Source organism: Streptomyces sp. NBC_01116 (assembly GCF_041435495.1).
Lineage (GTDB): Bacteria > Actinomycetota > Actinomycetes > Streptomycetales > Streptomycetaceae > Streptomyces.
In genome coordinates this window covers 7,310,824-7,330,875 of sequence record NZ_CP108644.1, presented here as the reverse complement: position 1 = coordinate 7,330,875, position 20,052 = coordinate 7,310,824, and the positions used below count along the sequence as shown (strand labels likewise).

Annotated in this window: 21 protein-coding genes; 5 read left to right on the top strand and 16 right to left on the bottom strand. The window is 71.3% G+C overall.

The genetic code is table 11. The features are described from left to right. Positions 1-4 precede the first annotated feature (4 nt). Together OG245_RS32155 and OG245_RS32150 are read right to left on the bottom strand one after the other, a co-directional pair. Positions 5-385 carry a PPOX class F420-dependent oxidoreductase gene (locus OG245_RS32155; protein WP_371626849.1) on the bottom strand — a complete coding sequence of 127 codons (381 nt, stop codon included), beginning with the start codon at positions 383-385 and terminating at the stop codon, positions 5-7. Positions 386-408: 23 nt separating this feature from the next. Beyond that, entirely contained in the window at positions 409-678 is a 270-nt protein-coding gene (locus tag OG245_RS32150) for a helix-turn-helix domain-containing protein (RefSeq protein ID WP_371626848.1), read from the bottom strand. Positions 679-751: 73 nt separating this feature from the next. Between OG245_RS32150 and map the strand changes: the two genes are divergently transcribed. Then, complete coding sequence (gene map / locus OG245_RS32145) at positions 752-1,519, top strand: type I methionyl aminopeptidase (protein ID WP_371626847.1); 768 nt, start codon at positions 752-754, stop codon at positions 1,517-1,519. Between the two features lie 211 nt (positions 1,520-1,730). Here map and OG245_RS32140 read toward each other — a convergent pair whose 3' ends face one another. Both OG245_RS32140 and ggt read right to left on the bottom strand, forming a co-directional pair. Next, complete coding sequence (locus OG245_RS32140; protein ID WP_371626846.1) at positions 1,731-2,462, bottom strand: glycoside hydrolase family 75 protein; 732 nt, start codon at positions 2,460-2,462, stop codon at positions 1,731-1,733. A 170-nt stretch (positions 2,463-2,632) separates the two neighbouring features. Next, positions 2,633-4,450: a gamma-glutamyltransferase gene (gene ggt / locus OG245_RS32135; RefSeq protein ID WP_371626845.1), complete on the bottom strand. Its 1,818-nt coding sequence runs from the start codon at positions 4,448-4,450 to the stop codon at positions 2,633-2,635. Positions 4,451-4,861: 411 nt separating this feature from the next. Here ggt and OG245_RS32130 point away from each other — a divergent pair, with 411 nt between their 5' ends. The 3 genes from OG245_RS32130 to OG245_RS32120 all read left to right on the top strand — a co-directional run bounded on the left by OG245_RS32130 (position 4,862) and on the right by OG245_RS32120 (position 8,872). Continuing rightward, positions 4,862-5,641 carry a trypsin-like serine protease gene (locus OG245_RS32130; protein ID WP_371626844.1) on the top strand — a complete coding sequence of 260 codons (780 nt, stop codon included), beginning with the start codon at positions 4,862-4,864 and terminating at the stop codon, positions 5,639-5,641. Between the two features lie 224 nt (positions 5,642-5,865). Beyond that, positions 5,866-7,074: an Ig-like domain-containing protein gene (locus OG245_RS32125; protein ID WP_371626843.1), complete on the top strand. Its 1,209-nt coding sequence runs from the start codon at positions 5,866-5,868 to the stop codon at positions 7,072-7,074. Between the two features lie 202 nt (positions 7,075-7,276). Then, entirely contained in the window at positions 7,277-8,872 is a 1,596-nt protein-coding gene (locus tag OG245_RS32120) for a CocE/NonD family hydrolase (RefSeq protein WP_371626842.1), read from the top strand. 32 nt (positions 8,873-8,904) lie between these two features. Here the strand turns inward: OG245_RS32120 and OG245_RS32115 are convergent, their stop codons facing one another. The 5 genes from OG245_RS32115 to OG245_RS32095 all read right to left on the bottom strand — a co-directional run bounded on the left by OG245_RS32115 (position 8,905) and on the right by OG245_RS32095 (position 12,724). Next, a complete protein-coding gene (locus OG245_RS32115) occupies positions 8,905-9,792 on the bottom strand; it encodes an amino acid ABC transporter permease (protein WP_371626841.1) in 888 nt (295 codons plus the stop codon). Next, complete coding sequence (locus OG245_RS32110; protein ID WP_007454866.1) at positions 9,789-10,433, bottom strand: amino acid ABC transporter permease; 645 nt, start codon at positions 10,431-10,433, stop codon at positions 9,789-9,791. Before OG245_RS32110 ends, OG245_RS32115 begins: the two co-directional genes overlap by 4 nt. 16 nt (positions 10,434-10,449) lie before the next feature. Next, positions 10,450-11,379, bottom strand: a complete 930-nt coding sequence (locus OG245_RS32105; protein ID WP_371626840.1) for a glutamate ABC transporter substrate-binding protein — start codon at positions 11,377-11,379, stop codon at positions 10,450-10,452. Positions 11,380-11,392: 13 nt separating this feature from the next. Next, positions 11,393-12,136 (bottom strand): amino acid ABC transporter ATP-binding protein, encoded by a 744-nt coding sequence (locus tag OG245_RS32100; RefSeq protein WP_371626839.1) that lies wholly within the window; start codon positions 12,134-12,136, stop codon positions 11,393-11,395. Between the two features lie 147 nt (positions 12,137-12,283). Beyond that, positions 12,284-12,724, bottom strand: coding sequence for a DUF6278 family protein (locus OG245_RS32095; RefSeq protein ID WP_371626838.1), 441 nt, complete (start codon positions 12,722-12,724; stop codon positions 12,284-12,286). A gap of 109 nt (positions 12,725-12,833) precedes the next feature. Between OG245_RS32095 and OG245_RS32090 the strand changes: the two genes are divergently transcribed. Then, positions 12,834-13,613 carry an SDR family NAD(P)-dependent oxidoreductase gene (locus OG245_RS32090; RefSeq protein ID WP_371626837.1) on the top strand — a complete coding sequence of 260 codons (780 nt, stop codon included), beginning with the start codon at positions 12,834-12,836 and terminating at the stop codon, positions 13,611-13,613. Positions 13,614-13,699: 86 nt separating this feature from the next. Here OG245_RS32090 and OG245_RS32085 read toward each other — a convergent pair whose 3' ends face one another. The 7 genes from OG245_RS32085 to OG245_RS32055 form a co-directional block, all read right to left on the bottom strand. After that, complete coding sequence (locus tag OG245_RS32085; RefSeq protein WP_371626836.1) at positions 13,700-14,437, bottom strand: Clp protease N-terminal domain-containing protein; 738 nt, start codon at positions 14,435-14,437, stop codon at positions 13,700-13,702. A gap of 83 nt (positions 14,438-14,520) precedes the next feature. After that, positions 14,521-15,300, bottom strand: a complete 780-nt coding sequence (locus tag OG245_RS32080; protein WP_371626835.1) for an exodeoxyribonuclease III — start codon at positions 15,298-15,300, stop codon at positions 14,521-14,523. A gap of 42 nt (positions 15,301-15,342) precedes the next feature. Further along, positions 15,343-15,996, bottom strand: coding sequence for an MBL fold metallo-hydrolase (locus tag OG245_RS32075; protein WP_371626834.1), 654 nt, complete (start codon positions 15,994-15,996; stop codon positions 15,343-15,345). A gap of 12 nt (positions 15,997-16,008) precedes the next feature. Next, positions 16,009-17,298 (bottom strand): alpha/beta fold hydrolase, encoded by a 1,290-nt coding sequence (locus OG245_RS32070; protein WP_371626833.1) that lies wholly within the window; start codon positions 17,296-17,298, stop codon positions 16,009-16,011. A 140-nt stretch (positions 17,299-17,438) separates the two neighbouring features. After that, positions 17,439-17,978, bottom strand: a complete 540-nt coding sequence (locus tag OG245_RS32065) for an SRPBCC domain-containing protein (RefSeq protein ID WP_371626832.1) — start codon at positions 17,976-17,978, stop codon at positions 17,439-17,441. Between the two features lie 211 nt (positions 17,979-18,189). Continuing rightward, positions 18,190-18,786 carry a hypothetical protein gene (locus OG245_RS32060; RefSeq protein WP_371626831.1) on the bottom strand — a complete coding sequence of 199 codons (597 nt, stop codon included), beginning with the start codon at positions 18,784-18,786 and terminating at the stop codon, positions 18,190-18,192. A gap of 71 nt (positions 18,787-18,857) precedes the next feature. Next, positions 18,858-20,024, bottom strand: a complete 1,167-nt coding sequence (locus OG245_RS32055) for an ROK family glucokinase (protein ID WP_003965308.1) — start codon at positions 20,022-20,024, stop codon at positions 18,858-18,860. Positions 20,025-20,052 lie beyond the last annotated feature (28 nt).

Sequence of the window (20,052 nt, the reverse complement as noted above, 5' to 3'; positions counted from 1 at the left end):
GGGCTCAGAAGGTGATGGCGATCCCGGTGTGCGGGCGCTTGCCGAGCCGGGCGACCGTCGCGGGCCAGTCGACGAGCCAGAACTTCCAGGTGTACTTGCGCGCCAGCAGCTTGCGCGCCGCGCGGGTGCCGTCCTCGTCGAGGAGCTTCGCCGCGCCCTCCGCACTCGGGGCCCCTTCGGCGATCCTGCCGCGTACGTCGCAGACGGTGACGAGGACCTTGCCGTTGTTGCGCAGCCGCTTGACCTTCCACGAGTCGGAGCGGGTCCAGACGTACAGCACATCGCCCTCGGCGGCGGCCCAGACGGGCGTGGCGACGGGGGTGCCGTTCTTCCGGTACGTGGTCAGGCTGACGTATTCGCTGCGCGCGAAGTCCTGGAGAGTCACGGCGCGACCCTACCCGCCCCGCGTCACGCGATCAGCGGGGTGGCTGCCGGTTCGGGCGCGCACCGGCCGAGGATCTCGTCCATGGAGAGGCCCAGCGCGCCCGCGAGGGCGGCCACGGTGAAGAAGGCGGGCGTGGGTGCGCGGCCGGTCTCGATCTTCCGGAGGGTCTCCGCGGAGATTCCGGCGCTCGCGGCGACGGCGGCCATGCTGCGCTCCCCGCGCGCCGCGCGGAGCAGTGCGCCGAGCCGTTCGCCGCGCAGGCGCTCTTCGGGTGTCAGAGGGGTACGGACCATGGACCCACCCTACTACGGAATGCCATTTCTATACCGTCATTACTATACCGCTTCTACCGGTATAGTAATGGGCATGGTGCACATCAAGACAGACACACACATCGCAGCGATGCGCGAGGCCGGACGAGTCGTCGCGCAGATCCTGACCCGGGCGCGGGAGGCGGCGGCGGTCGGCGTGAGCCCCCGCGACCTGGACGAGGCGGCCCGCGAGGTGCTGAGCGGGGCCGGGGCCTCCTCGCCGTTCCTGAACTACAGGCCGCACTTCGCGCCCACCCCGTTCCCGGCCGTCATCTGCGTCTCGGTCAACGACGCGATCGTCCACGGCATCCCCTCGGCCGATCCGCTGCGCGACGGGGACCTGGTCAGCGTGGACGCGGGAGCCCTCCTGGGCGGCTGGGCCGGCGACTCGGCGATCAGCTTCACCGTGGGCGAGGCCCGCCCCGCCGACACCCGGCTCATCGACACCGCGAACGAGGCCCTGGCGGCCGGGATCGGCGCGGCCGTGGTCGGCAACCGCATCGGCGACATCGCCCACGCGATCGGCACGGTCTGCCGGAAGGCGGGCTACGGCATCCTGGACGGCTACGGCGGCCACGGCATCGGCCGGTCCATGCACGAGGACCCGTCCGTGCCGAACGAGGGACGGCCGGGGCGCGGCATGGCGCTGCGGCACGGCATGGTCCTGGCGATCGAGCCCATGCTGATCGGCGGTGGCGGCGACGATTTCCGCCACGACGAGGACGGCTGGACGCTGCGGACGACGGACGGCAGCCGGGCCTCGCACGCCGAGCACACGGTGGCGATCACGAACGACGGCCCGCGCGTCCTCACCGCGCTCTGAGCGGGCCGTCCGTCACAGGAGGCCGGCGCCCCGGGCGTTCCGTTCGGAACGGACGAGTCCGGGGAGTCGCCCGGACCGGTTGCGTCCCCTTCGGCCGTTGTCGCCCCGGAACGGGGAGCCGGCCTCGTCGTGGACGAGGGTGGCGTCGTCGGTGGCGGATCATGCCGTCGTGGTGCGGGGCCACGCCCGCGGAGGATCCGGCCCGGCGCCGTCAGCGCCCGACGAACTCCCGGGCCAGTTCCGCTCCCCGGCTCCGCGCCCGTGCGCGGCTCTCGATCGGGGAGACGCGGGAGTCCTTGAACGCGATGTAGGTGACGCCGGACCCGGCTCCGCCGGTCGACGGGTCGGGATCGATGCCGAGGGTCTTCGCCATGGCGTACGACGCCTCCCCGATGATGCCCGTTGGGCCGGTGTCGCCGATCACCCCGTACCGCACCCGGTCCCGGTACACGACCGCCACGACGCTGCCGCCGGTGAGCCCCGGCTTCCGGTAGTCCCACACCCTGCTCGGGCCCGGTACGACCACATGGGGGAGGGCGGCCGAGTCCAGGGGTTCGCCGCGGGAGCTCTGGAAGGCGGTCTCCGGGAGGAAGTACGGATCGGTCTTCCGGTTGCATGCCTTCGTCCTCCTGCCGTCGCAGTCGATGTCCATGTCCGCCTTCCAGAAGACGGCGTCCTCGGTTCCGCAGACGGGCACCGTCGCCTTGGGGCTGCCACTGTCGGTGCGGTAGGCGCCTTTCGAGATACGGGCGCAGGCGCGGACCTCGGCCAGCAGTTCGGCGGCGGTCGCGTCCCTTCCGGCGGCACCCACTCCGGCCGTTCCCCGCTCCTGGCCGGCCCCGGGGCCGGTCCCCGGGCCATTGGCGGACGCGGGCAGCGCCGCCGCTTGGAGCAGTGCCGCGCCGCAGGCGGCTGATGTCAGGGCGAGCATGCGAGTGCGCATCGTACGGGAGGACCCTTCCGGTGGACGGGGGACCGGTACCGGTCCCCTGGAGCGACGCCCCTCCCCCGGCCCGCCCGGCTCGGCCGGGCGGGTGCGCCAAGGCCGCGGGACCGGCACCGCGCGCTGTGTCGCGCGATACCGGCCCCGGGGCCCTGCTTCGTCCGGCCGGCTCAGTGACCGCCGCCCGGATGCACCACCATGGCCGAGCCGCCGCCCCGGCGCACCTTTTCCGCCGCCGCCAGCCAGCGTCCGTCGGGAAGCCGCTGCACCCCGGTGGCGGCCCCGATCTCCGGATTCTGCTTGAAGGCGTGGCCGAGCTTCTCCAGCTCCGCGCGGACCGGGCTGTTCCACAGCTCCGGCTCGATCTCCGTCGTCGGCGCGTTGCGCTGGCTGGCGCGCGGCGCGGCGATCGCGTCGACCAGCGGGAGCCCCCGGTCCAGGTGTCCGGTGAGCGACTGGAGCACGGTCGTGATGATCGTGGCCCCGCCCGGCGAGCCGAGGGCGAGCACAGGCTTGCCGTGCTTCAGCACGATGGTCGGCGAGATCGACGAGCGCGGCCGCTTGCCCGGTCCCGGGAGGTTCGGGTCGTGCACGGCCGGGTTGGCGGGCGCGAAGGAGAAGTCGGTCAGTTCGTTGTTGAGCAGGAAGCCCCGGCCGGGCACGGTGATGGCGCTGCCCCCGGTGGTCTCGATGGTCAGGGTGTAGGCGACGACGTTGCCCCACTTGTCGGCCGTCGTCAGGTGTGTGGTGTTCTCGCCCTCGAACGTGGTGGGCGCGGCCGTGCCGCCGCTGCGGCACCGCTCGGGGTCGCGCGGGTCACCCGGCGCCAGGGGGCTGGTCAGCGCCTTGTCGTCCCGGATCAGGCACTCCCGCGCGTCGGCGAACCGCTGGCTCAGCAGTTCCTTCGTGGGGACGTCCTCGAACGCTGGGTCGCCGACCCAGCGTCCCCGGTCGGCGAACGCGATCCGGCTGGCCTCGATCAGGCGGTGGAGGTACTGCACCCGGTCGGCGCGCGAAAGGTCGGTGGACTCCAGGATGTTGAGGGCCTCGCCGACGCTGGTGCCGCCGGACGAGGAGGGGGCCATGCCGTAGACGTCCAGGCCCCGGTAGCTCACCTTCGTCGGGTCCTTGCGCAGGGTCCGGTAGTCGGCGAGGTCCTCGCGGGTGAGATCGCCGGGCCGCACCACCCGGGTGGCGTCCGGGTCGACGGGCGGCTTGCGCACGGTCCGGACGATGTCGTCGGCCACGTCGCCCCGGTAGAGCTCCTCGACGCCCTCGCGGCCGAGCTTCGCATACGTACGGGCCAGGTCGGGGTTCTTGAACACACTTCCGACGACCGGGAGTTCACCGCCCGGCAGGAACAGTTCGGCGGAGGCCGGGAAGTCGGCGAACCGGGCCTGGTTGGAGGCCGTCTGCGAGCGGAAGGTGCCGTCCACGACGAAGCCGTCCCGGGCCAGTCGCTCGGCCGGCTTCAGCAGTGTGCGCAGGGACTTGCTGCCCCACGCGTCCAGGGCCCGCTCCCAGGTGGCCGGGGTGCCGGGCGTGCCGACGCCGAGGCCGCTGGTCACGCCCTCTTCGAAGGGGATCGGCTTGCCGTTCTCCAGGAAGAGAGAGGCGTCCGCGCTGCGCGGTGCGGTCTCGCGGCCGTCGATCGTCCGCACGGTGCGCTTCTTCGCGTCGTAGTGGACGAAGTAGCCACCGCCGCCGATGCCAGCCGAGTACGGCTCGGTCACGCCGAGCGCGGCGGCCGTGGCCACGGCCGCGTCCACCGCGTTGCCGCCCTTGCGCAGCACCTCGATCCCGGCGGCCGACGCGTCCGGGTCGACGCTCGCCACCGCTCCCCCGTGGCCCACCGCCACCGGGGACTTGGGCGGCGCGGGACGTGGGGCGGCGGACGGTGCCGAGGCCACCGGGGCGGCGGCTCCCAGCGACGCGACCACGGCGAGGACGGCCAACAGCGACGTGTTCCGGGCGACGGAACGGCGCATACGTACCTCCAGTCAACGGATCTCCCGCCGCAGGGTAGCCCCGGGGAAGCCGGATCGTCAGGACCGCCTCGAACGGTGACCCGCATGACCGATGCCCCGCGCGGCCACGACCGATGGCCCGTGCGCGTGGAGGCACGCGCCCGGCCGTGAGCCACCCGCCGACGGCAGCATCCGCCGGCTGACCGAGCCCTCCGCGGCCCGCCGACGCCTGCGGCACGGATGTGCCGGGCCCGGGTGCCGGGCGGGCGCCTCGGGCGGGACGACAGCGACCGCGTACCCGCTTGGCCGAAATCAGCATCTTGTGGCAGCGGCCGTCAGCTCTCGACAATCACATCACCTTGACGGGTGCATGACTATGCCACGGCTTCCCGTCCGGGTTCCCACCGCGCCCCCCACGAAAGAAGGCACTCCGTGAATCAACTCCTGCGCGCGCTGAAGAGATGTTCCGTCGTCATAGCCACCGTCGCCATCGCGGTCGTCGGCCTCCAGCCCGTCACCGCCTCGGCCGCACCCAACCCCGTAGTCGGCGGAACCCGCGCCGCCCAGGGCGAGTTCCCCTTCATGGTCCGCCTCTCCATGGGCTGCGGCGGCGCTCTCTACGCTCAGGACATCGTCCTCACCGCCGCCCACTGCGTGAGCGGATCGGGCAACAACAGCTCGATCACCGCCACCGGCGGCGTCGTCGACCTGCAGTCGCCCAACGCGATCAAGGTCCGCTCCACCAAGGTCCTCCAGGCCCCCGGCTACAACGGCACCGGCAAGGACTGGGCGCTCATCAAGCTCGCCCAGCCCATCAACCAGCCCACCCTGAAGATCGCCACCACCACCGCCTACAACCAGGGCACGTTCACCGTCGCCGGCTGGGGCGCCAACCGCGAAGGCGGCAGCCAGCAGCGTTACCTGCTCAAGGCCGGCGTCCCGTTCGTCTCCGATGCCGCCTGCCGCTCCGCCTACGGCAACGAACTGGTGGCCAACGAGGAGATCTGCGCCGGATACCCCGACACCGGCGGCGTCGACACCTGCCAGGGCGACTCCGGCGGCCCGATGTTCCGCAAGGACGACACCGGTGAGTGGATCCAGGTCGGCATCGTCAGCTGGGGCTACGGCTGCGCCCGGCCCGGCTACCCGGGCGTCTACACCGAGGTCTCGACCTTCGCGTCCGCCATCGCCTCGGCAGCCCGCACGCTCTGACGCCGCACACCGCCCTGCCACTCCCGGGTGAACACGGCTGAACCACCCCGGGGGCGCCCCTCCGTACAGGCGCCCCCGGGGTCCGGCTCCGGTCGACGACGGCCGAGCGGACGAAGCCGGTGGCGCGCGGGACGACGGAGAGGCTTCTCCGGAGAAAGGAAGGAACCCGACATGAGGGAAATGCCTCTCCCCTGGTGAGCACACCTGCCCTGGAGGTTTTTCCGTTGAGTTCCGCACGTCCGCGCATCCGTCTCTCCGCCCCGTCCGGCCGGAGGGCCCGGCTCGCCCTGACCGCCCCCGCGGCCCTGCTCGCCGCCGCGCTCACCGCGTGCGCGGGCGGCCCCTCGGGCTCCGCCGAGGTGGGCGGGGACGAGAAGGCGCCCGACACCAGCGTCTCGGTGAACCTCAAGGGCAGGACGGCGGCCCCGGGCGGACCGGTGAAGGTGACGCTGGCTCACGGGAAGCTGCGGACGGTCTCGGTGACGGCGGGCAAGGACGGCGTGCTGGCCGGGAAGATATCCGCCGACGGCCGGACCTGGACGTCCGATCGGGTCGCCGCGCCGGGCACCGCGTACACCGTCGAGGCCGAGGACACGGACGGCGGCAGCGACCGGGCCGCGTTCGCCACCGCCGAGGCCGAGAAGGTCAACAAGCTTCTCCTCGCGCCGGGCAAGAACACGACCGTGGGCATCGCGCAGCCGCTGTCCGTCGTCTTCGACCACCCCGTGAAGAACAAGGCGGCCGTCGAGAAGGCCCTGAAGGTGTCCACGTCCAACGACACCGAGGGCTCCTGGGGCTGGCTCCAGGACTACTCGGGCAAGGACCGCGTCGACTGGCGGCCCGAGGAGTACTGGAAGCCCGGCACGAAGGTCACCCTGGACGCCCGACTGAACGGGGTCGACACGGGTGCGGACGGCGGCTGGCTCGTCCGCGACTACACGACGACGTTCACGATCGGCGCGGCCCAGGTGGTCAAGGTCGACCTGGACCGGTCCCGGCTCGCGCTGCACCGGGACGGGAAGCAGGTCCTGGACATCCCCATGTCGGCGGGTACCCCGGGCGGCGAGAAGGCCTCCTGGCGGGGCACGGCGGTGCTGATGTCGAAGGAGGGCACGATCAACATGCGCTCCGAGACGGTGGGCCTCGGTGACGCCTACGACAAGATGGTCGACTACTCGATGCGGCTGACGTGGTCCGGGATGTACGTGCACGCGGCCCCGTGGAACGCGGGCTACTTCGGTCAGGCCAACCGGAGTTCGGGCTGCGTCGGGATGAGCGACGCGGACGCCGCGGCCCTGTACGGACAGGTGCGGGTGGGCGACCCGTTCGAGATGACCGGCACACAGGCCAAGGGCACGGTCGCCGAGGGCAACGGGTACGGCGCGTGGAACCTCTCGTGGGAGGACTGGGCGGCGAAGAGCGCCCTGAGGTGACCCGGTAGCGCCCGTTCGGGCCCGGAGCACGTCAGCAGTGCCGCGGGCCCCGAGCGCTACTTGCCGCGCTCCGGGCCCGCGGCACTACTGACGCCACGTCCAACAATCGTTATCCTCACGCAACGCACCCGGTAGTTACCAGAGGTAAACAACCAGGGTTACCGTCGGGTCACTTTGCACCGACACGCGTGAGGAGTGACCCGTGGCACGCCCGAAACCGGCACTGCGCACCACCGCTTCGATCACCACCGCCGCCGCCCTGCTCGCCGGGGCCGCGCTCGTCGCCGCCCCGGCCGCGACGGCGGCCCCCGGCACCGTGCCCGCGGGCACGACCGCCCAGAGCCTGACGTTCCACGACATCCCCGGCTCCGGGGGCATCACCCTCAAGGGCAACGTCTTCACGCCCGCCGGGGCGGCGGCGGGGACGAGGCATCCGCTGATCGTCTTCCCGACGAGCTGGGCCATGCCGCAGATCGAGTATCTGGCCCAGGCCCAGAAGCTCGCCGACTCCGGTTATGTCGTGGTGAGTTACACCTCGCGCGGCTTCTGGCTCTCGGGCGGGAAGATCGAGGTGGCGGGCCCGCCGGACATCTCGGACGCCTCGGCCGTCATCGACTGGGCGCTGGAGCACACCTCCGCCGATCCGGACCGCGTCGGCATGGGCGGCGTCTCCTACGGGGCGGGCATCAGCCTGCTGGCGGCCGGGCACGATCCGCGGATCAAGGCGGTCGCCGCGCTGAGCGGCTGGGCCGATCTGATCGACTCGATCTACAGCGGGCGCACCCAGCACCTCCAGGCCGCCGCCCTGCTCGGCGGCGCGGGCCTGGTCACCGGCCGCCCCGGCGACGAACTGACGCAAACGCTCAAGGACTTCCTCGGCTCCAACCTGGAGAAGGAACCCGAGATGATCGCCTGGGGGAAGAAGCGCTCCCCCGCGACGTATCTGGACCGGATCAACGCCAACGGCGCGGCGATCATGATGGGCAACGCCTGGGGCGACACCATCTTCCCGCCCAACCAGTACGCCTCGTTCTACGACAAGCTCACCGGCCCCAAGCGGCTGGAGTTCCGCCCGGGCGACCACGCGACCGCCGAGGCCACCGGCCTCCTAGGACTGCCGAACGACACCTGGACGAGCACCCGCCGCTGGTTCGACCGCTATCTCCGGGGCGAACGCAACGGCATCGACACCGAGCTGCCGGTCCAGCTCAGGTCCCGTCCGGAGAAGGGGTACGAGGGCTACCCGGACTGGAAGTCGGTGGGCGCGGTGAAGAACCGGATCCCGCTGGACGGCACCAAGAAGGTGTGGGGAGGCGTCGACTCGGGCGCCAACGGCGGCATCGCGATCCTGTCCAACGCGCTGGACCAGTTCCTGAAGCTGCCGCCGACGGTCTCCGTACCCCTGCTGCCGCGCACCTTCGCGAGCGTGTGGCAGTCGGAGCGGTACGCCACCGAGCAGCGGATCCGGGGCACGTCCGCGCTGCACACCACGGTCACAGCCACGAAGCCGAGCGGCACCCTCGTCGCGTATCTCTACGACGTGGGGCCGCTCGGCATCGGCAGACTGGTCAGCAATGCTCCGTACACCTTCCACGGGCAGACGCCGGGCCGGCCGTTCCCCGTCGACCTGGAGCTGTACTCCACGGCCTACGACGTCCCGGCCGGTCACCGGCTCGCCCTGGTGATCGACACCGTCGATCCGTTGTACATCGAGCACAACCCGACCGGCGCGCAGCTGACCTTCTCCTCGCCCGACACGGACCCGAGTCATCTCTCGGTCCCGCTGCGCGAGAAGTGATCACCGACTGCTGCCGGGCGGGCAGGGCCCGGCTACTGCCCTCCCGGCAGCAGCGTCCCCGGTTCGGCCGGGGCCACCCCCACCGCCCTCGTCCTCGGATTGCGCCGCTGACGACGGGCCACCCACGTGGCGAACCACGAGAGCAGCATGCACATCCCGATGTAGATCGGAGAGATCACCATCACGACGGGGATGAAGGGAAGATCGTAGTCGAGATTCGACGCGATCAGCTTTCCGGCGTGGAGGAATTCCTCGTAGGTGATCAGATAGCCCAGTGAGGTGTCCTTGAGCGCGACCACCAGCTGACTGATGATGGTCGGCAGCATCGCGCGTACGGCCTGGGGAGCCAGGACGAACGTGGTGACCTGTGTCTTGCGCATCCCGAGCGCGTACGCCGCCTCGCGCTGGCCCCGGTCCACGGAGTTGATCCCGGTGCGGAACACCTCCGCGAGGACGGAGCCGTTGTAGAGCGTCAGCCCGGCGACCAGGGCGGGCAGCGGCTGGACCTTCAGCGCCACGAAGATGAAGAAGATCATCACCAGCACCGGCATGGCCCGGAAGAACTCGACGAGCAGTGTGGAGATCCAGCGCAGCACCCGGTGTTCGGAGAGCCGCCCCACCGCGAGGATCGCGCCCAGGACGAGCGAGAGGACCGCGGCGTACGCGAACGCCTTGAGGGTGTTGCCGAGGCCGCGCAGCAGCAGTTCCTGGATGCCCTTGTACGCGAAGGGCGTCCACTTCTCCGCGGTGAACTGGTCGGTGTCGAAGAGCAGGTAGACGATCCAGCCGAACAGCGCCAGGATCACCACCGTCGAGGCGACCCCGTACATCAGGTGCCGCCTGCGGGTCACCGGGCCCGGGATGTCGTAGAGCGCGGTGGCCGCGGGCATGGTGGGCCTGCGGGTGAGGGTCTTGGTCATCGTGCCACTCCCCAGCGCTTCTCCATCACGTTGAACACCGCGCTGATGGTCAGGGTGATGATCAGGTAGCCGACGGCGATCCAGATGAAGGACCAGATGATGCTGTAGCCCAGCTCGTTGAGCGTCTTGTAGGTGCCGAGGAGTTCGGTGACGCTGAACGCCCCGGCGATCGCGGAGTTCTTCGCCAGCGCGATCAGTGTCGAGCCGACAGGCGGGATCACCGACCGGAACGCCTGCGGCAGCACCACGGTGCTCAGGGTCTGGCCGAAGTTCATGCCGAGGCTGCGCGCGGCCTCGCCCTGGCCCTTGGGCACGGTGTTGATGCCGGAGCGCAGCACCTCGCAGATGAAGGCCGAGGTGTAGCAGCCGAGCGCCAGCACGGCGAAGACCTGGAACGGCAGGACGAGCCCGAAGCGGGGCAGGCCGAGCAGGACCGCGAAGAACAGCAGCGTCAGCGGGGTGTTGCGGAGCACGGTGACCCAGACCGTGCCCAGCACCCGGAAGGAGCCGACGGGCGCGACCCGGAAGGACGCCATCAGGAAGCCGAGGACGAGCGCCAGCGCGGAGGCGTAGACGGTCAGCTCGACGGTGCCGAGGAAGCCCTTGCCGTAGAGGGAGAAGTTCTCTGTCAGTACGTCCATGGGTGGGGCCGTCCCCTCAGTTCGCCGGGTAGCGGTCGATGGGAGGCGGGTTCGGCGCGGGCGCTCCGGAGAGGCCCAGCGTCGCTTCGTACGCCTTCTTCCAGTTGCCGTCCTTCTCGTTGGCCTCCAGCGCGTCGTTGAGCGCGTTGCGCAGCGCGTTGTCGTTGCGCGGCACGCCGATGCCGTACGGCTCCTGGGAGAAGGGCTTGCCGACGACCTTCATCTCGTCGGGCGCCTTGGCCGCGAAGCCCAGCAGGATCGCGTCGTCGGTGGTGACGGCGTCGACCTGGAAGGTGAGGAGGTTGTCGACGCAGATCGAGTACGTGTCGTACGCGACGAGCGTCGCCTTGGGGTAGTCGGCGGCGATGCGCTGGTAGGGCGTGGAGCCGGCCGCCGAGCAGACGGTCCTGCCCGCCAGGTCCTGCGGCCCGTCGATGTCGTTCTCGTCGGTGCGCACCAGCAGGCCCTGGCCCGCCATGTAGTACGGGCCGGCGAAGCCCACCAGCTTCTTGCGCATGTCGTTGATGGTGTAGGTGCCGACGTAGTAGTCGATCTGGCCGTTCTGCAGGGCCGTCTCGCGGTTGGCGGAGGCGATCGTGCGGAAGCGGATCGTCTTCGGTTCGAAGCCGAGCGAGGCCGCCATCATCCGGGCGATCTCGATGTCGAACCCGGAGTAGACCCCGCTCGCCGGGTCCTTCTCCCCCAGGTACGGCTGGTCCTCCTTGGCGCCGACCACCAGATAGCCGCGCTTCTTCGCCTTGGTCCAGGTGCGGGAGTCGGGCAGCTCGAAGCCGGTGTCGACCTGGTACACCGGCAGCGCCTCGGCCTTCGGCCCCTTGACCGGCGGGCTTCCCTCCTTGCCGCAGCCCGCGGCGAGTGCGGCGAGCAGGAGACCGGCCGCGAGGGCGACCGCCCTGCCCGTACGCGTGTTCCTCGTACGCAACATGGAATGCCTCCCCTCAGTGCTTGAGGATCTTGGACAGGAAGTCCTTGGCGCGGTCGCTCGAAGGGTTCGTGAAGAAGTCCTCCGGGGTGCGGTCCTCGACGACGCAGCCGTCGGACATGAACACGACGCGGTTGGCCGCGGAGCGGGCGAAACCCATCTCGTGGGTGACCACGACCATGGTCATGCCGTCCCGGGCCAGCTGCTGCATGACCTCCAGGACCTCGTTGATCATCTCCGGGTCGAGCGCCGAGGTGGGCTCGTCAAAGAGGAGCGCCTTGGGGTCCATGGCCAGGGCGCGGGCGATGGCCACGCGCTGCTGCTGGCCGCCGGAGAGCTGGGCGGGGAACTTGTCGGCGTGGGCGACCAGGCCGACGCGCTCCAGGAGTTCGCGGGAGCGCCGGTCCGCCTCGTCCTTCTTGCGCTTGCGGACCTTGAGCTGGGCCAGCGAGACGTTGTCCAGCACGGTCTTGTGGGCGAAGAGGTTGAACGACTGGAAGACCATGCCGACTTCGGCACGGAGCCGGGCCAGGCCCTTGCCCTCCTCGGGGAGGGGTCTGCCGTCGATCGTGATGCTGCCGGACTCGATCGTCTCCAGCCGGTTGATCGCCCGGCACAGGGTGGATTTCCCTGAGCCGGAGGGGCCGATGACCACCACCACCTCCCCGCGGCCGACGGTGAGATTGATGTCCTGAAGTACGTGCAACTCTCCGAAGTGTTTGTTGACGTCCCTCAGTTCGATCAACGGATCGACGGCCATGCGCTGCCCTACCCACTTGTCGCTGTGTCGAGGTCAGCGCAAACTATCCATCGCGAAAAGGGACTTCGCACCCGACACGCGTAAATAGCGCAAAAGGCTTTTTAACTGGATTAGGCGAGGCGAGCGGACTCCCGGCCGGCTCGCGGCTCAGTTCTCGGCGGACTCCGCGTACACCTGGGAGAGCTCGGGGCTGCCCGCCATCGCCCAGTCGAGTCCGGCCGCGACGACGTCGATCTCCCGCCCGGACTCCAGCCGCACCACGGGCTGACCGCTCGGCCAGACGTCCCAGGCGGCGCCCGGGACGGTCCGCACGATCACGGTGCCGAGGTAGAGACCGGCGTCGTTGCCGAGCCAGGGAAGCTCCTCGGGGTCGTCGCGCCAGCGGGGCGGCAGCTGGTCGAGCGCGGCCAACGAGGAGGGTGTGTCGTCGAGTTCGAGTCCGTGCTGCCCCGCCCTGACGCGCAGCAGTTCGCATTCGGCGAGCAGTTCGGCCACGCCGTCGGGGTCGGCCTCGACGGCGGCGGCGAGTGCGCCTGAACGCGTACCACCCTGACGCTTACGCCAGTTGTCCAAGAAAGGGATGTTCATACCACTAGGGTCCCATCCCGGCCGGGTTCCGCACCACAGGGCGCGCGGCGTTCACCGATCCCCCACCCCGCCCCGGCCGGGGATCCGAGCAGATATCTAAAGTACGCACATGAGTGCACACGCTTACGTTTCGGAACTGTTCTCGCTGGAAGGCCGGGTGGCGGTGGTCACCGGCGGCAGTTCCGGCATCGGCCGGGCGATCACCGGCGCCCTGGCCCGGGCCGGCGCGGGCGTCGTCGTGGTGGCCCGCCGGGAGACCGAGCTGAGCGCGACCGTGGACGAGCTGACCGCCGAGGGCTGCCGGGCCGCCTGGGTGAGCGCGGACCTCAGCACCACCGAGGGGGTGCGCGCGGGTGCCGACGAGGCCGCGGCGGCGTTCGGGGAGCCGGACATCCTGGTGAACTGCGCCGGGATCAATCTGCGCCCGCCGATGACCGAGCTGGGCGAGGACGTCTGGGACACCACGATGGCGGTGAACCTGAAGGCGCCGTTCCTGCTGGGACAGCGGTTCGGGCCCGGCATGGCCGGGCGCGGCTACGGGCGGATCATCCACGTCACCTCGCAGCAGGCGCACCGGGCCTTCGTGGACAGCGGCGCGTACGGGGTGTCCAAGGGCGGCCTGGAGTCCCTGGCCCGCTCCCAGGCCGAGGCGTGGTCCCCGCACGGCGTCACCGTGAACACCCTGGTGCCCGGGTTCGTGCTGACGCCGCTGAACGCGCGTCTCCGGTCGGACCCGGAGAAGGTGGCGTCGCTGGCCGCCCGGACCCTGGTCGGCCGCAACGGCCTCGCGGAGGACTTCGCGGGGGCCGCGGTGTTCCTGGCGGGGCGCTCCTCGGCGTACATCACCGGGCAGTCGGTGTTCGTGGACGGCGGGTTCTCGGTGCACTGAGGGCCGGTGCGCCGGGCGGCGGGTACCCGGTGGCCGGCGCACCGGTGCACCGGGCCCGCCGCCCGACGCGAGGGGCCTCGGGGCTTCTACGGCCGGGGGGCCTGGGCCGCCTCGCCCACCGCCCGCTCCACCGCGGCGGACACGGCCTCCTTGTCCAGGCCGAGGCCGGTCAGCACGCCGGAGCCGTCCTCGAACTCCAGAAGGGCCAGCAGGATGTGCTCGGTGCCCACGTAGTTGTGGCCGAGCCGGAGCGCCTCGCGGAAGGTCAGCTCCAGGACCTTCTTGGAGTCCGCGTCGTACGGGATCAGCTCGGGCGCCTCGTCCACGGCGGCGGGCAGCACGGCGGCCGCGGCCGCGCGCACCGTGTCCGCCGTCACGCCCCGACCCGTGAGGACGCGGGCGGCGACGGCCTCGGGCTCGGTGAGCAGGCCGAGGATCAGGTGGGCCGGGACGATCTCGGCGTGCCGGGCGGCCTGGGCCTCGTTGTGCGAGGCGACCACCACGTTGCGGGCGCGCGGGGTGAAGCGGTTGAAGCCCTCGTTCGGGTCCGGGTCCGAGGAGCCACCGCCCTTCTTGGGCACGAACCGCTTCTGGGCGGCCTGGCGGGTGACCCCCATGCTCCGGCCGATGTCGGTCCAGGAGGCGCCGGAGCGTCGGGCCTGGTCCACGAAGTGGCCGATGAGGTGGTCGGCCACGTCTCCGAGGTGGTCGGCGGCGAGCACCGCGCCGGAGAGCTGCTCCAGGGCGTCGTCGTTGGTCTTCTTGATGGCCTCGATCAGATCGTCGAGGCGCACGGAAGGGGTGACAGGAAGAGGCTGCGTCATGTGACAACCTTAGGTTGACACTCGATTCAGTGTCAACCTTGAGTTGTCAGTGCGACGTGGCCTCCCCTGCCGTGGATCCCGGCTCAGAGGTCGAGGTCGACGACCACCGGGGCGTGGTCCGACGCGCCCTTGCCCTTGCGCTCCTCGCGGTCGACGTAACTGTCCTTGACGGCAGCGGTGAACGGGGCGTTGCCGAAGGTGAGGTCGATCCGCATGCCCTTGTTCTTGGGGAACCTCAGCTCGCGGTAGTCCCAGAAGGTGTAGGCGCGGTCGTACTTGAGGGGGCGGGGCAGGACCTCGCTCAGGCCCTCCGCCTCCAGGGCCGCGAGGGCGGCGCGCTCGGCGGGCGTCACATGCGTGGCGCCGACGAACAGCGCCGGGTCCCAGACGTCCTCGTCGGTCGGGGCCACGTTGAAGTCGCCGAGGACCGCGAACGGCAGGGCCTTCGCGGCGTCCGCCGCCACCGCCTTGCGCAGGGCCTCCAGCCAGCGCAGCTTGTACGCGTAGTGCTCGTGCTCGACCTCGCGGCCGTTGGGCACGTACACCGACCAGAGGCGCAGCGGGCCGCACGTCGCCGAGATCGCGCGCGGCTCCTGCACCCCGTCGTAGTCCGGGCCGTCGGGCAGCCCGGTGACGACGTCGGAGAGGCCGACGCGGGAGAGCAGCGCCACCCCGTTCCACCGGCCGGTGGCGTTGACCGCGGATTCGTACCCCGCCTCGCGCAGGGCTTCGGCGGGGAACTGCTCCGCCGTGCACTTGGTCTCCTGGATGCACAGCACATCGGTGCCGCTGCTCTCCAGCCAGGCCAGAAGCCTCGGCAGCCGGGCGGTGATCGAATTGACGTTATAGGTGGCGATGCGCATGGCAGCCAACCTAGCGGCTCCCACTGACAGCCGCCGGAGGGCTCACAGCTCGGTGGTGCCGCCCGGGGCCAGCCGACCGTGGTCCGCGCCGCCCAGGGCCCCGATCTGGTTGTCGTAGATCGGCCGCGCCAGATCGGTCAGCAGGGCGTCGTGGACGTCGATGGCGCGTCGCGGCTTGACCTCGCGCACGTAGTCGATGACCTCGGAGATCTTGTTCCAGGGGGCCATGACCGGCAGCAGGAGGGTGTCGACGGGGCGGTCGGGAACGGTGAGCGCGTCGCCGGGGTGGAAGACCGAGCCGTCGACGAGGAAGCCGACGTTGGTGACCCGCGGGAGGTCCGGGTGGATCACCGCGTGCAGCTCGCCGTGCACCGTGACGTCGAACCCGGCGGCGGCGAACGCGTCCCCGTCGCCGACGGTGTGCACCCGCCCGGGGAACGCGGCCGACAGCTGCCCGGCCACGCTGCGCAGCGTCCAGATCTCGGCCGCCGGATTCGCCTCCAGGCCCGCACGCAGCCGCGCCTCGTTGAAGTGGTCCGGGTGCTCGTGCGTCACCAGGACGACATCGGCGCCGAGCGCCGCGTCGTCCTCGGAGAAGCCGCCGGGATCGATGACGAGGACCCGTCCGTCCTTCTCGATGCGGACGCAGGAGTGGGTCTTCTTGGTGAGGGTGAGAGCCCCGCGCGATGCGTTCATGGCCCCATCCTGCTACGCGGGCGGGGTGGTTTCCTCCTGGATCACCTTCTGCGCGACGGCGAAGGCGGCTCCGGCGGCCGGAAGTCCGCAGTAGACGGCGGTCTGGAGCAGGACTTCCTTGATCTCGGCGGGCGTCAGGCCGTTGCGCAGAGCGGCGCGGGTGTGCGCGGCCAGGCCCTCCAGGTGGCCGGAGGCGACGAGCGCGGTGAGCGTGATGCAGCTGCGGGTGCGGCGGTCGAGGCCGTCCCGGCTCCAGACCTCGCCCCAGGCGTACCGGGTGACCAGCTCCTGGAAGTCCTCGGTGAAGCCGTCGGCCGAGGCGTTCACCGCGTCGACATGGGCGTCCCCCAGCACCTCCCGGCGCACCTTCATGCCCTGCTCGTGCCGGTCGTCCGGGGTCGGAGCGGAGGTCTCGGGCGGCGGGGCGGCCGGGGCGATCTCGGCCACCGGGGCGAACGGGACGGCGGGCTTCGCGGGCCCGGGGACCGTCGGCAGCACGGGGATCGCGGCCGAGGTGTCCTGCTGCCAGGCGGTGGAGAAGTGCATCAGCAGCAGGTCGCTGACGGCGGCGGGCTGCTCGACCGGCGCGAGGTGCGAGGCCCCGGGGACGAGCGCCAGGCGCGCGTCCGGTATTCCGGCGACCAGGGTGCGGGCCTCGGCGGGCCCGGTGACCTGGTCCTCCGCCCCGACCAGCACCAGGGTGGGTACCCCGATCCGGCCCAGTGCGCCGCGGATGTCGAACGCGGCGAGCGCCTCGCAGGCGGCGATGTAGCAGCCGGGATCGGTGGTGCGGACCATCTGTACGGCCCACTCGACGATGGCGGGCTGCGCGGCGGCGAAGCCGGGGGTGAACCAGCGCTCCGGCGCGGTGCGGGCGATCGGCTCCAGGCCGTTGGTGCGGACGATCACGCCGCGCTGGCGGAACTCGTCGGCCGTGCCGAACCGGGGCGAGGAGGCGACGAGCGCCAGCGAGGCCACCCGGTGCGGATGTCTCAGTGCCAGGTCCGCGCCGATCGCCCCGCCGATCGAGCAGCCCGCGTAGCCGAAGCGCTGGACGCCGAGCCCGTCCAGCGTCGCGAGCAGCCGGTCGGCCAGTTCGGCGACGGAGGCGGCGGCGTGGGCGGGCGCGCCGCCGTGGCCGGGCAGGTCGTAGCGGAAGACCCGCCAGTGCTGGGACAGCTCGGGTATCTGGCGGTCCCACATGTGCCAGGTCGTGCCCAGCGAGGGACCTATGACCAGGACCGGAGCGTCCTCCGGCCCGTCGACGCAGTATTTGAGGGTGTTCCGTGGTGTCTCGCTCACCCTCTCGACCCTCTCATCCCGCGACCGTCTCCCCCAACTCAGGGCGTCGACGCGTCGGGCTTCACGCCGTCCCGGCGACGGCGTGAAGCCCGACGAGCGCGCGTCGTGGAGATGGTCGCGGGTCCCGGGAGCGAGGGCGGCTACCGTGCGGTGGAGTCGGTGCCGAGCGGTGTCCCGGTCCGGGGCAGGCCGACGTGGCGGTCGGGGTTCACCACCGTGGACAGGCCGTTGAGCCGCAGGCGGGTGCCGCCGCGGAGATGGGCGATGTCCTGGGTGCCGTCTCCGGTGGGCACGAGCCAGGTGTACTGCTCGGTCCAGGTCAGGCGGGAGCCGGCGGGCTCGTCGTCCAGTTCGACGGTGACGAGGGAGATCCAGCGGACGCTGCCGTCGACCTCTGCTTCGTAGACGTGGACGATCCGGGCGTCCGGCACGATGTCCAGGAACCGGGAGCGGTAGGCGAGCCGCTCCTCGGTGTCGCCGGAGACGAAGACGTTGCGGGCGCTCTCGGCGCCGCCGACCCGGAAGTCCAGCTCGTGCTCGGCGGTGGCGGACCCGCCGGGCAGACGGGACCAGCGACGTTTCAAGGAGGGGTCGGCGAAGCCGCGGAAGACCTCTGCCCGGGCCACCGTGAAGCTCATGTCGAGCGAGAACGAGCCGTGCAGCACGGGGAGTTGGTCCATTCGAGCAACCTAGCACGGGGCGGAATACCGGCAGGGCGCTCGCGCGCCGGGGGCAGAGCCGGCCGTCCAGAGACTTCGGGAAGCCGTCGAGGTCGTCGCGGTGGACGCAGTGGCCGGTGTCCGGCACGTGCACCACCTCGAAGCCACCGCCCGCGGAGCCGTTCGGCCGAAGCGTCCGTCCCTGCCCGTCACGCTACCGCCCGGGCAGGGCTCAGGGGGTCGCCGCCGAGACGACGTACACGACCGGGCTGGCCGGGTCGGTCATGTTGACCGTGATGTTCTGGGTGGGGCGCGGCTTCTTGTTCTTGTGCGTGATGCCGGCCCACTCCTCGCCCGGGCCGAAGGACCAGCCGGTGATCTTGACGTCCCGGGGGCTGATGTCGATCGTGTCCGGCTCCAGCGCGGCGCGTCCGGTACCGACCCCGGTCAGGAAGCGGTCGAGGCCGGCGGAGGTCGTCCGGAACTTCGCGTACATCCGGCTGGCTTTCCAGTTGTTCGTCTCGTAGTACTGGACGCCCTGTCCGTTGCCGGGGATCGGGATCTCGAAGATCCGGCGCTGCATCTTGGAGGGCCAGCCCTCCCGGAGGCCCACGGCGGCCGCCTCGGCCTCCTTGTCCTGGCCCGAGCGGCGGCTCTGGCCGGCCGAGATCAGCAGGTAGCCGGCCGGGATGCCGATCAGCAGCACGATGATCGTCGCGGTGATGAAGCGCCGCTTGAACACGTGCCGCGGGTCCTCGGGCGGCTTGCCCCCGCCGTCGCCCGGAGACTCCGACTGGTGCGGCACCACGGGGTGCCCGGCTGCGATCATGATCAGGTGGTCCTCAAGGTGCTGCGGTGACGGCGTACTGAAGGAGGGACGCCGGAACGGGCGGCTGCGGTTCAGTCAGCGGTACGGGTGGAGCGCGTGTTGCGGATGGTGCTCGCCGCCTGGTCGTAGATCTGGGCGTACCGCTCGTACCGCTCGACGCGCCGCCGGTTGGCCCGGCGGAATCGGCGGGCGACCAGCCGGGCCAGGTCCGCGGCGCCGACCATACCCGCCTCGGGGCCGAGCTGCGCCTTCGCGATCCGGGCCTCGGGGCGGTAGCCGCGGCCCGTGAGGTGACGCTTGAAGGCGTCCCTGGCGGGGTTGATCAGCAGGTCGTCGGCGGCGCTGACGCCGCCTCCGATGACGAAGCAGGACGGGTCGAGCGCCGCGGCCAGATTGGCGATGCCGATGCCGAGCCACTGGCCGATGTCCTGGAGCAGCTCGATGCACATCGCGTCGCCCTCGCGGGCCAGTTCGGTGATGAGGGGCCCGGTGATGTCGGCGACGTTCCCCTTCACCCGGTCCAGCAGGTAGTGCGCCACCGGGGAGTCGGCGGCGGCCAGCTCCCTGGCCTCGCGGACCAGGGCGTTGCCGGAGCTGTACTGCTCCCAGCAGCCCCGGTTGCCGCAGGGGCAGCGGTGGCCCGAGGGCACGACCTGCATGTGGCCGAACTCACCGGCCACGCCGTACTTGCCGCGCTTGACCTGGCCGTCCTCCAGGATCGCGCCGCCGATGCCCGTACCGAGGGTGATCATGACGAGGTGGTCCTCGCCGCGGCCCGCTCCGAAGCGCCATTCCGCCCAGGCGGCGGTGTTGGCGTCGTTGTCGACCATGACGGGGACGACCAGGCGGGACGCGATCGCGTCGCGCAGGGGCTCGTCGCGCCAGGCGAGGTGCGGGGCGAACAGCACCTTGGAGCGGTCGGCGTCCACCCAGCCCGCCGCGCCGATGCCCACGGCGTGGACGTCGTGGCGGTCGGAGAGGTCCAGGACCAGCTCGACGATGGTGTCCTCGACGACCTTGGGGCTCTTGGACTTGTCGGGCGTCTCGGTGCGGAGCTGTTCCAGGATGTTGCCGTCGGCGTCGACGACGCCCGCCATCACCTTGGTGCCGCCGATGTCGATCCCGACCGTGGGGACCCGGGGGGCGGTGAGGTGCGAGCGGCGTTCCTTGGTGCCGACGGTCTTGAGGACGGTGGCGCGGGCGGAGCCGCGGTGTGCGAAGTCGCGGTACGTGCTCATCGTCCCTGCGAGGTCTGGGGGGCCGGGC

Bases quoted from the DNA above. Each gene is read 5' to 3' on its own strand.
- map (WP_371626847.1), top strand. From the start codon at position 752: ATGGTGCACATCAAGACAGACACACACATCGCAGCGATGCGCGAGGCC.
- OG245_RS32055 (WP_003965308.1), bottom strand. From the start codon at position 20,024: ATGAGCACGTACCGCGACTTCGCACACCGCGGCTCCGCCCGCGCCACC.
- OG245_RS32105 (WP_371626840.1), bottom strand. From the start codon at position 11,379: ATGTTGCGTACGAGGAACACGCGTACGGGCAGGGCGGTCGCCCTCGCG.
- OG245_RS32065 (WP_371626832.1), bottom strand. From the start codon at position 17,978: ATGGACCAACTCCCCGTGCTGCACGGCTCGTTCTCGCTCGACATGAGC.
- OG245_RS32075 (WP_371626834.1), bottom strand. From the start codon at position 15,996: ATGAACGCATCGCGCGGGGCTCTCACCCTCACCAAGAAGACCCACTCC.
- OG245_RS32140 (WP_371626846.1), bottom strand. From the start codon at position 2,462: ATGCGCACTCGCATGCTCGCCCTGACATCAGCCGCCTGCGGCGCGGCA.
- OG245_RS32085 (WP_371626836.1), bottom strand. From the start codon at position 14,437: ATGACGCAGCCTCTTCCTGTCACCCCTTCCGTGCGCCTCGACGATCTG.
- OG245_RS32100 (WP_371626839.1), bottom strand. From the start codon at position 12,136: ATGGCCGTCGATCCGTTGATCGAACTGAGGGACGTCAACAAACACTTC.
- OG245_RS32110 (WP_007454866.1), bottom strand. From the start codon at position 10,433: ATGGACGTACTGACAGAGAACTTCTCCCTCTACGGCAAGGGCTTCCTC.
- OG245_RS32090 (WP_371626837.1), top strand. From the start codon at position 12,834: ATGAGTGCACACGCTTACGTTTCGGAACTGTTCTCGCTGGAAGGCCGG.
- OG245_RS32060 (WP_371626831.1), bottom strand. From the start codon at position 18,786: ATGATCGCAGCCGGGCACCCCGTGGTGCCGCACCAGTCGGAGTCTCCG.
- OG245_RS32150 (WP_371626848.1), bottom strand. From the start codon at position 678: ATGGTCCGTACCCCTCTGACACCCGAAGAGCGCCTGCGCGGCGAACGG.
- OG245_RS32095 (WP_371626838.1), bottom strand. From the start codon at position 12,724: ATGAACATCCCTTTCTTGGACAACTGGCGTAAGCGTCAGGGTGGTACG.
- OG245_RS32115 (WP_371626841.1), bottom strand. From the start codon at position 9,792: ATGACCAAGACCCTCACCCGCAGGCCCACCATGCCCGCGGCCACCGCG.
- ggt (WP_371626845.1), bottom strand. From the start codon at position 4,450: ATGCGCCGTTCCGTCGCCCGGAACACGTCGCTGTTGGCCGTCCTCGCC.
- OG245_RS32080 (WP_371626835.1), bottom strand. From the start codon at position 15,300: ATGCGCATCGCCACCTATAACGTCAATTCGATCACCGCCCGGCTGCCG.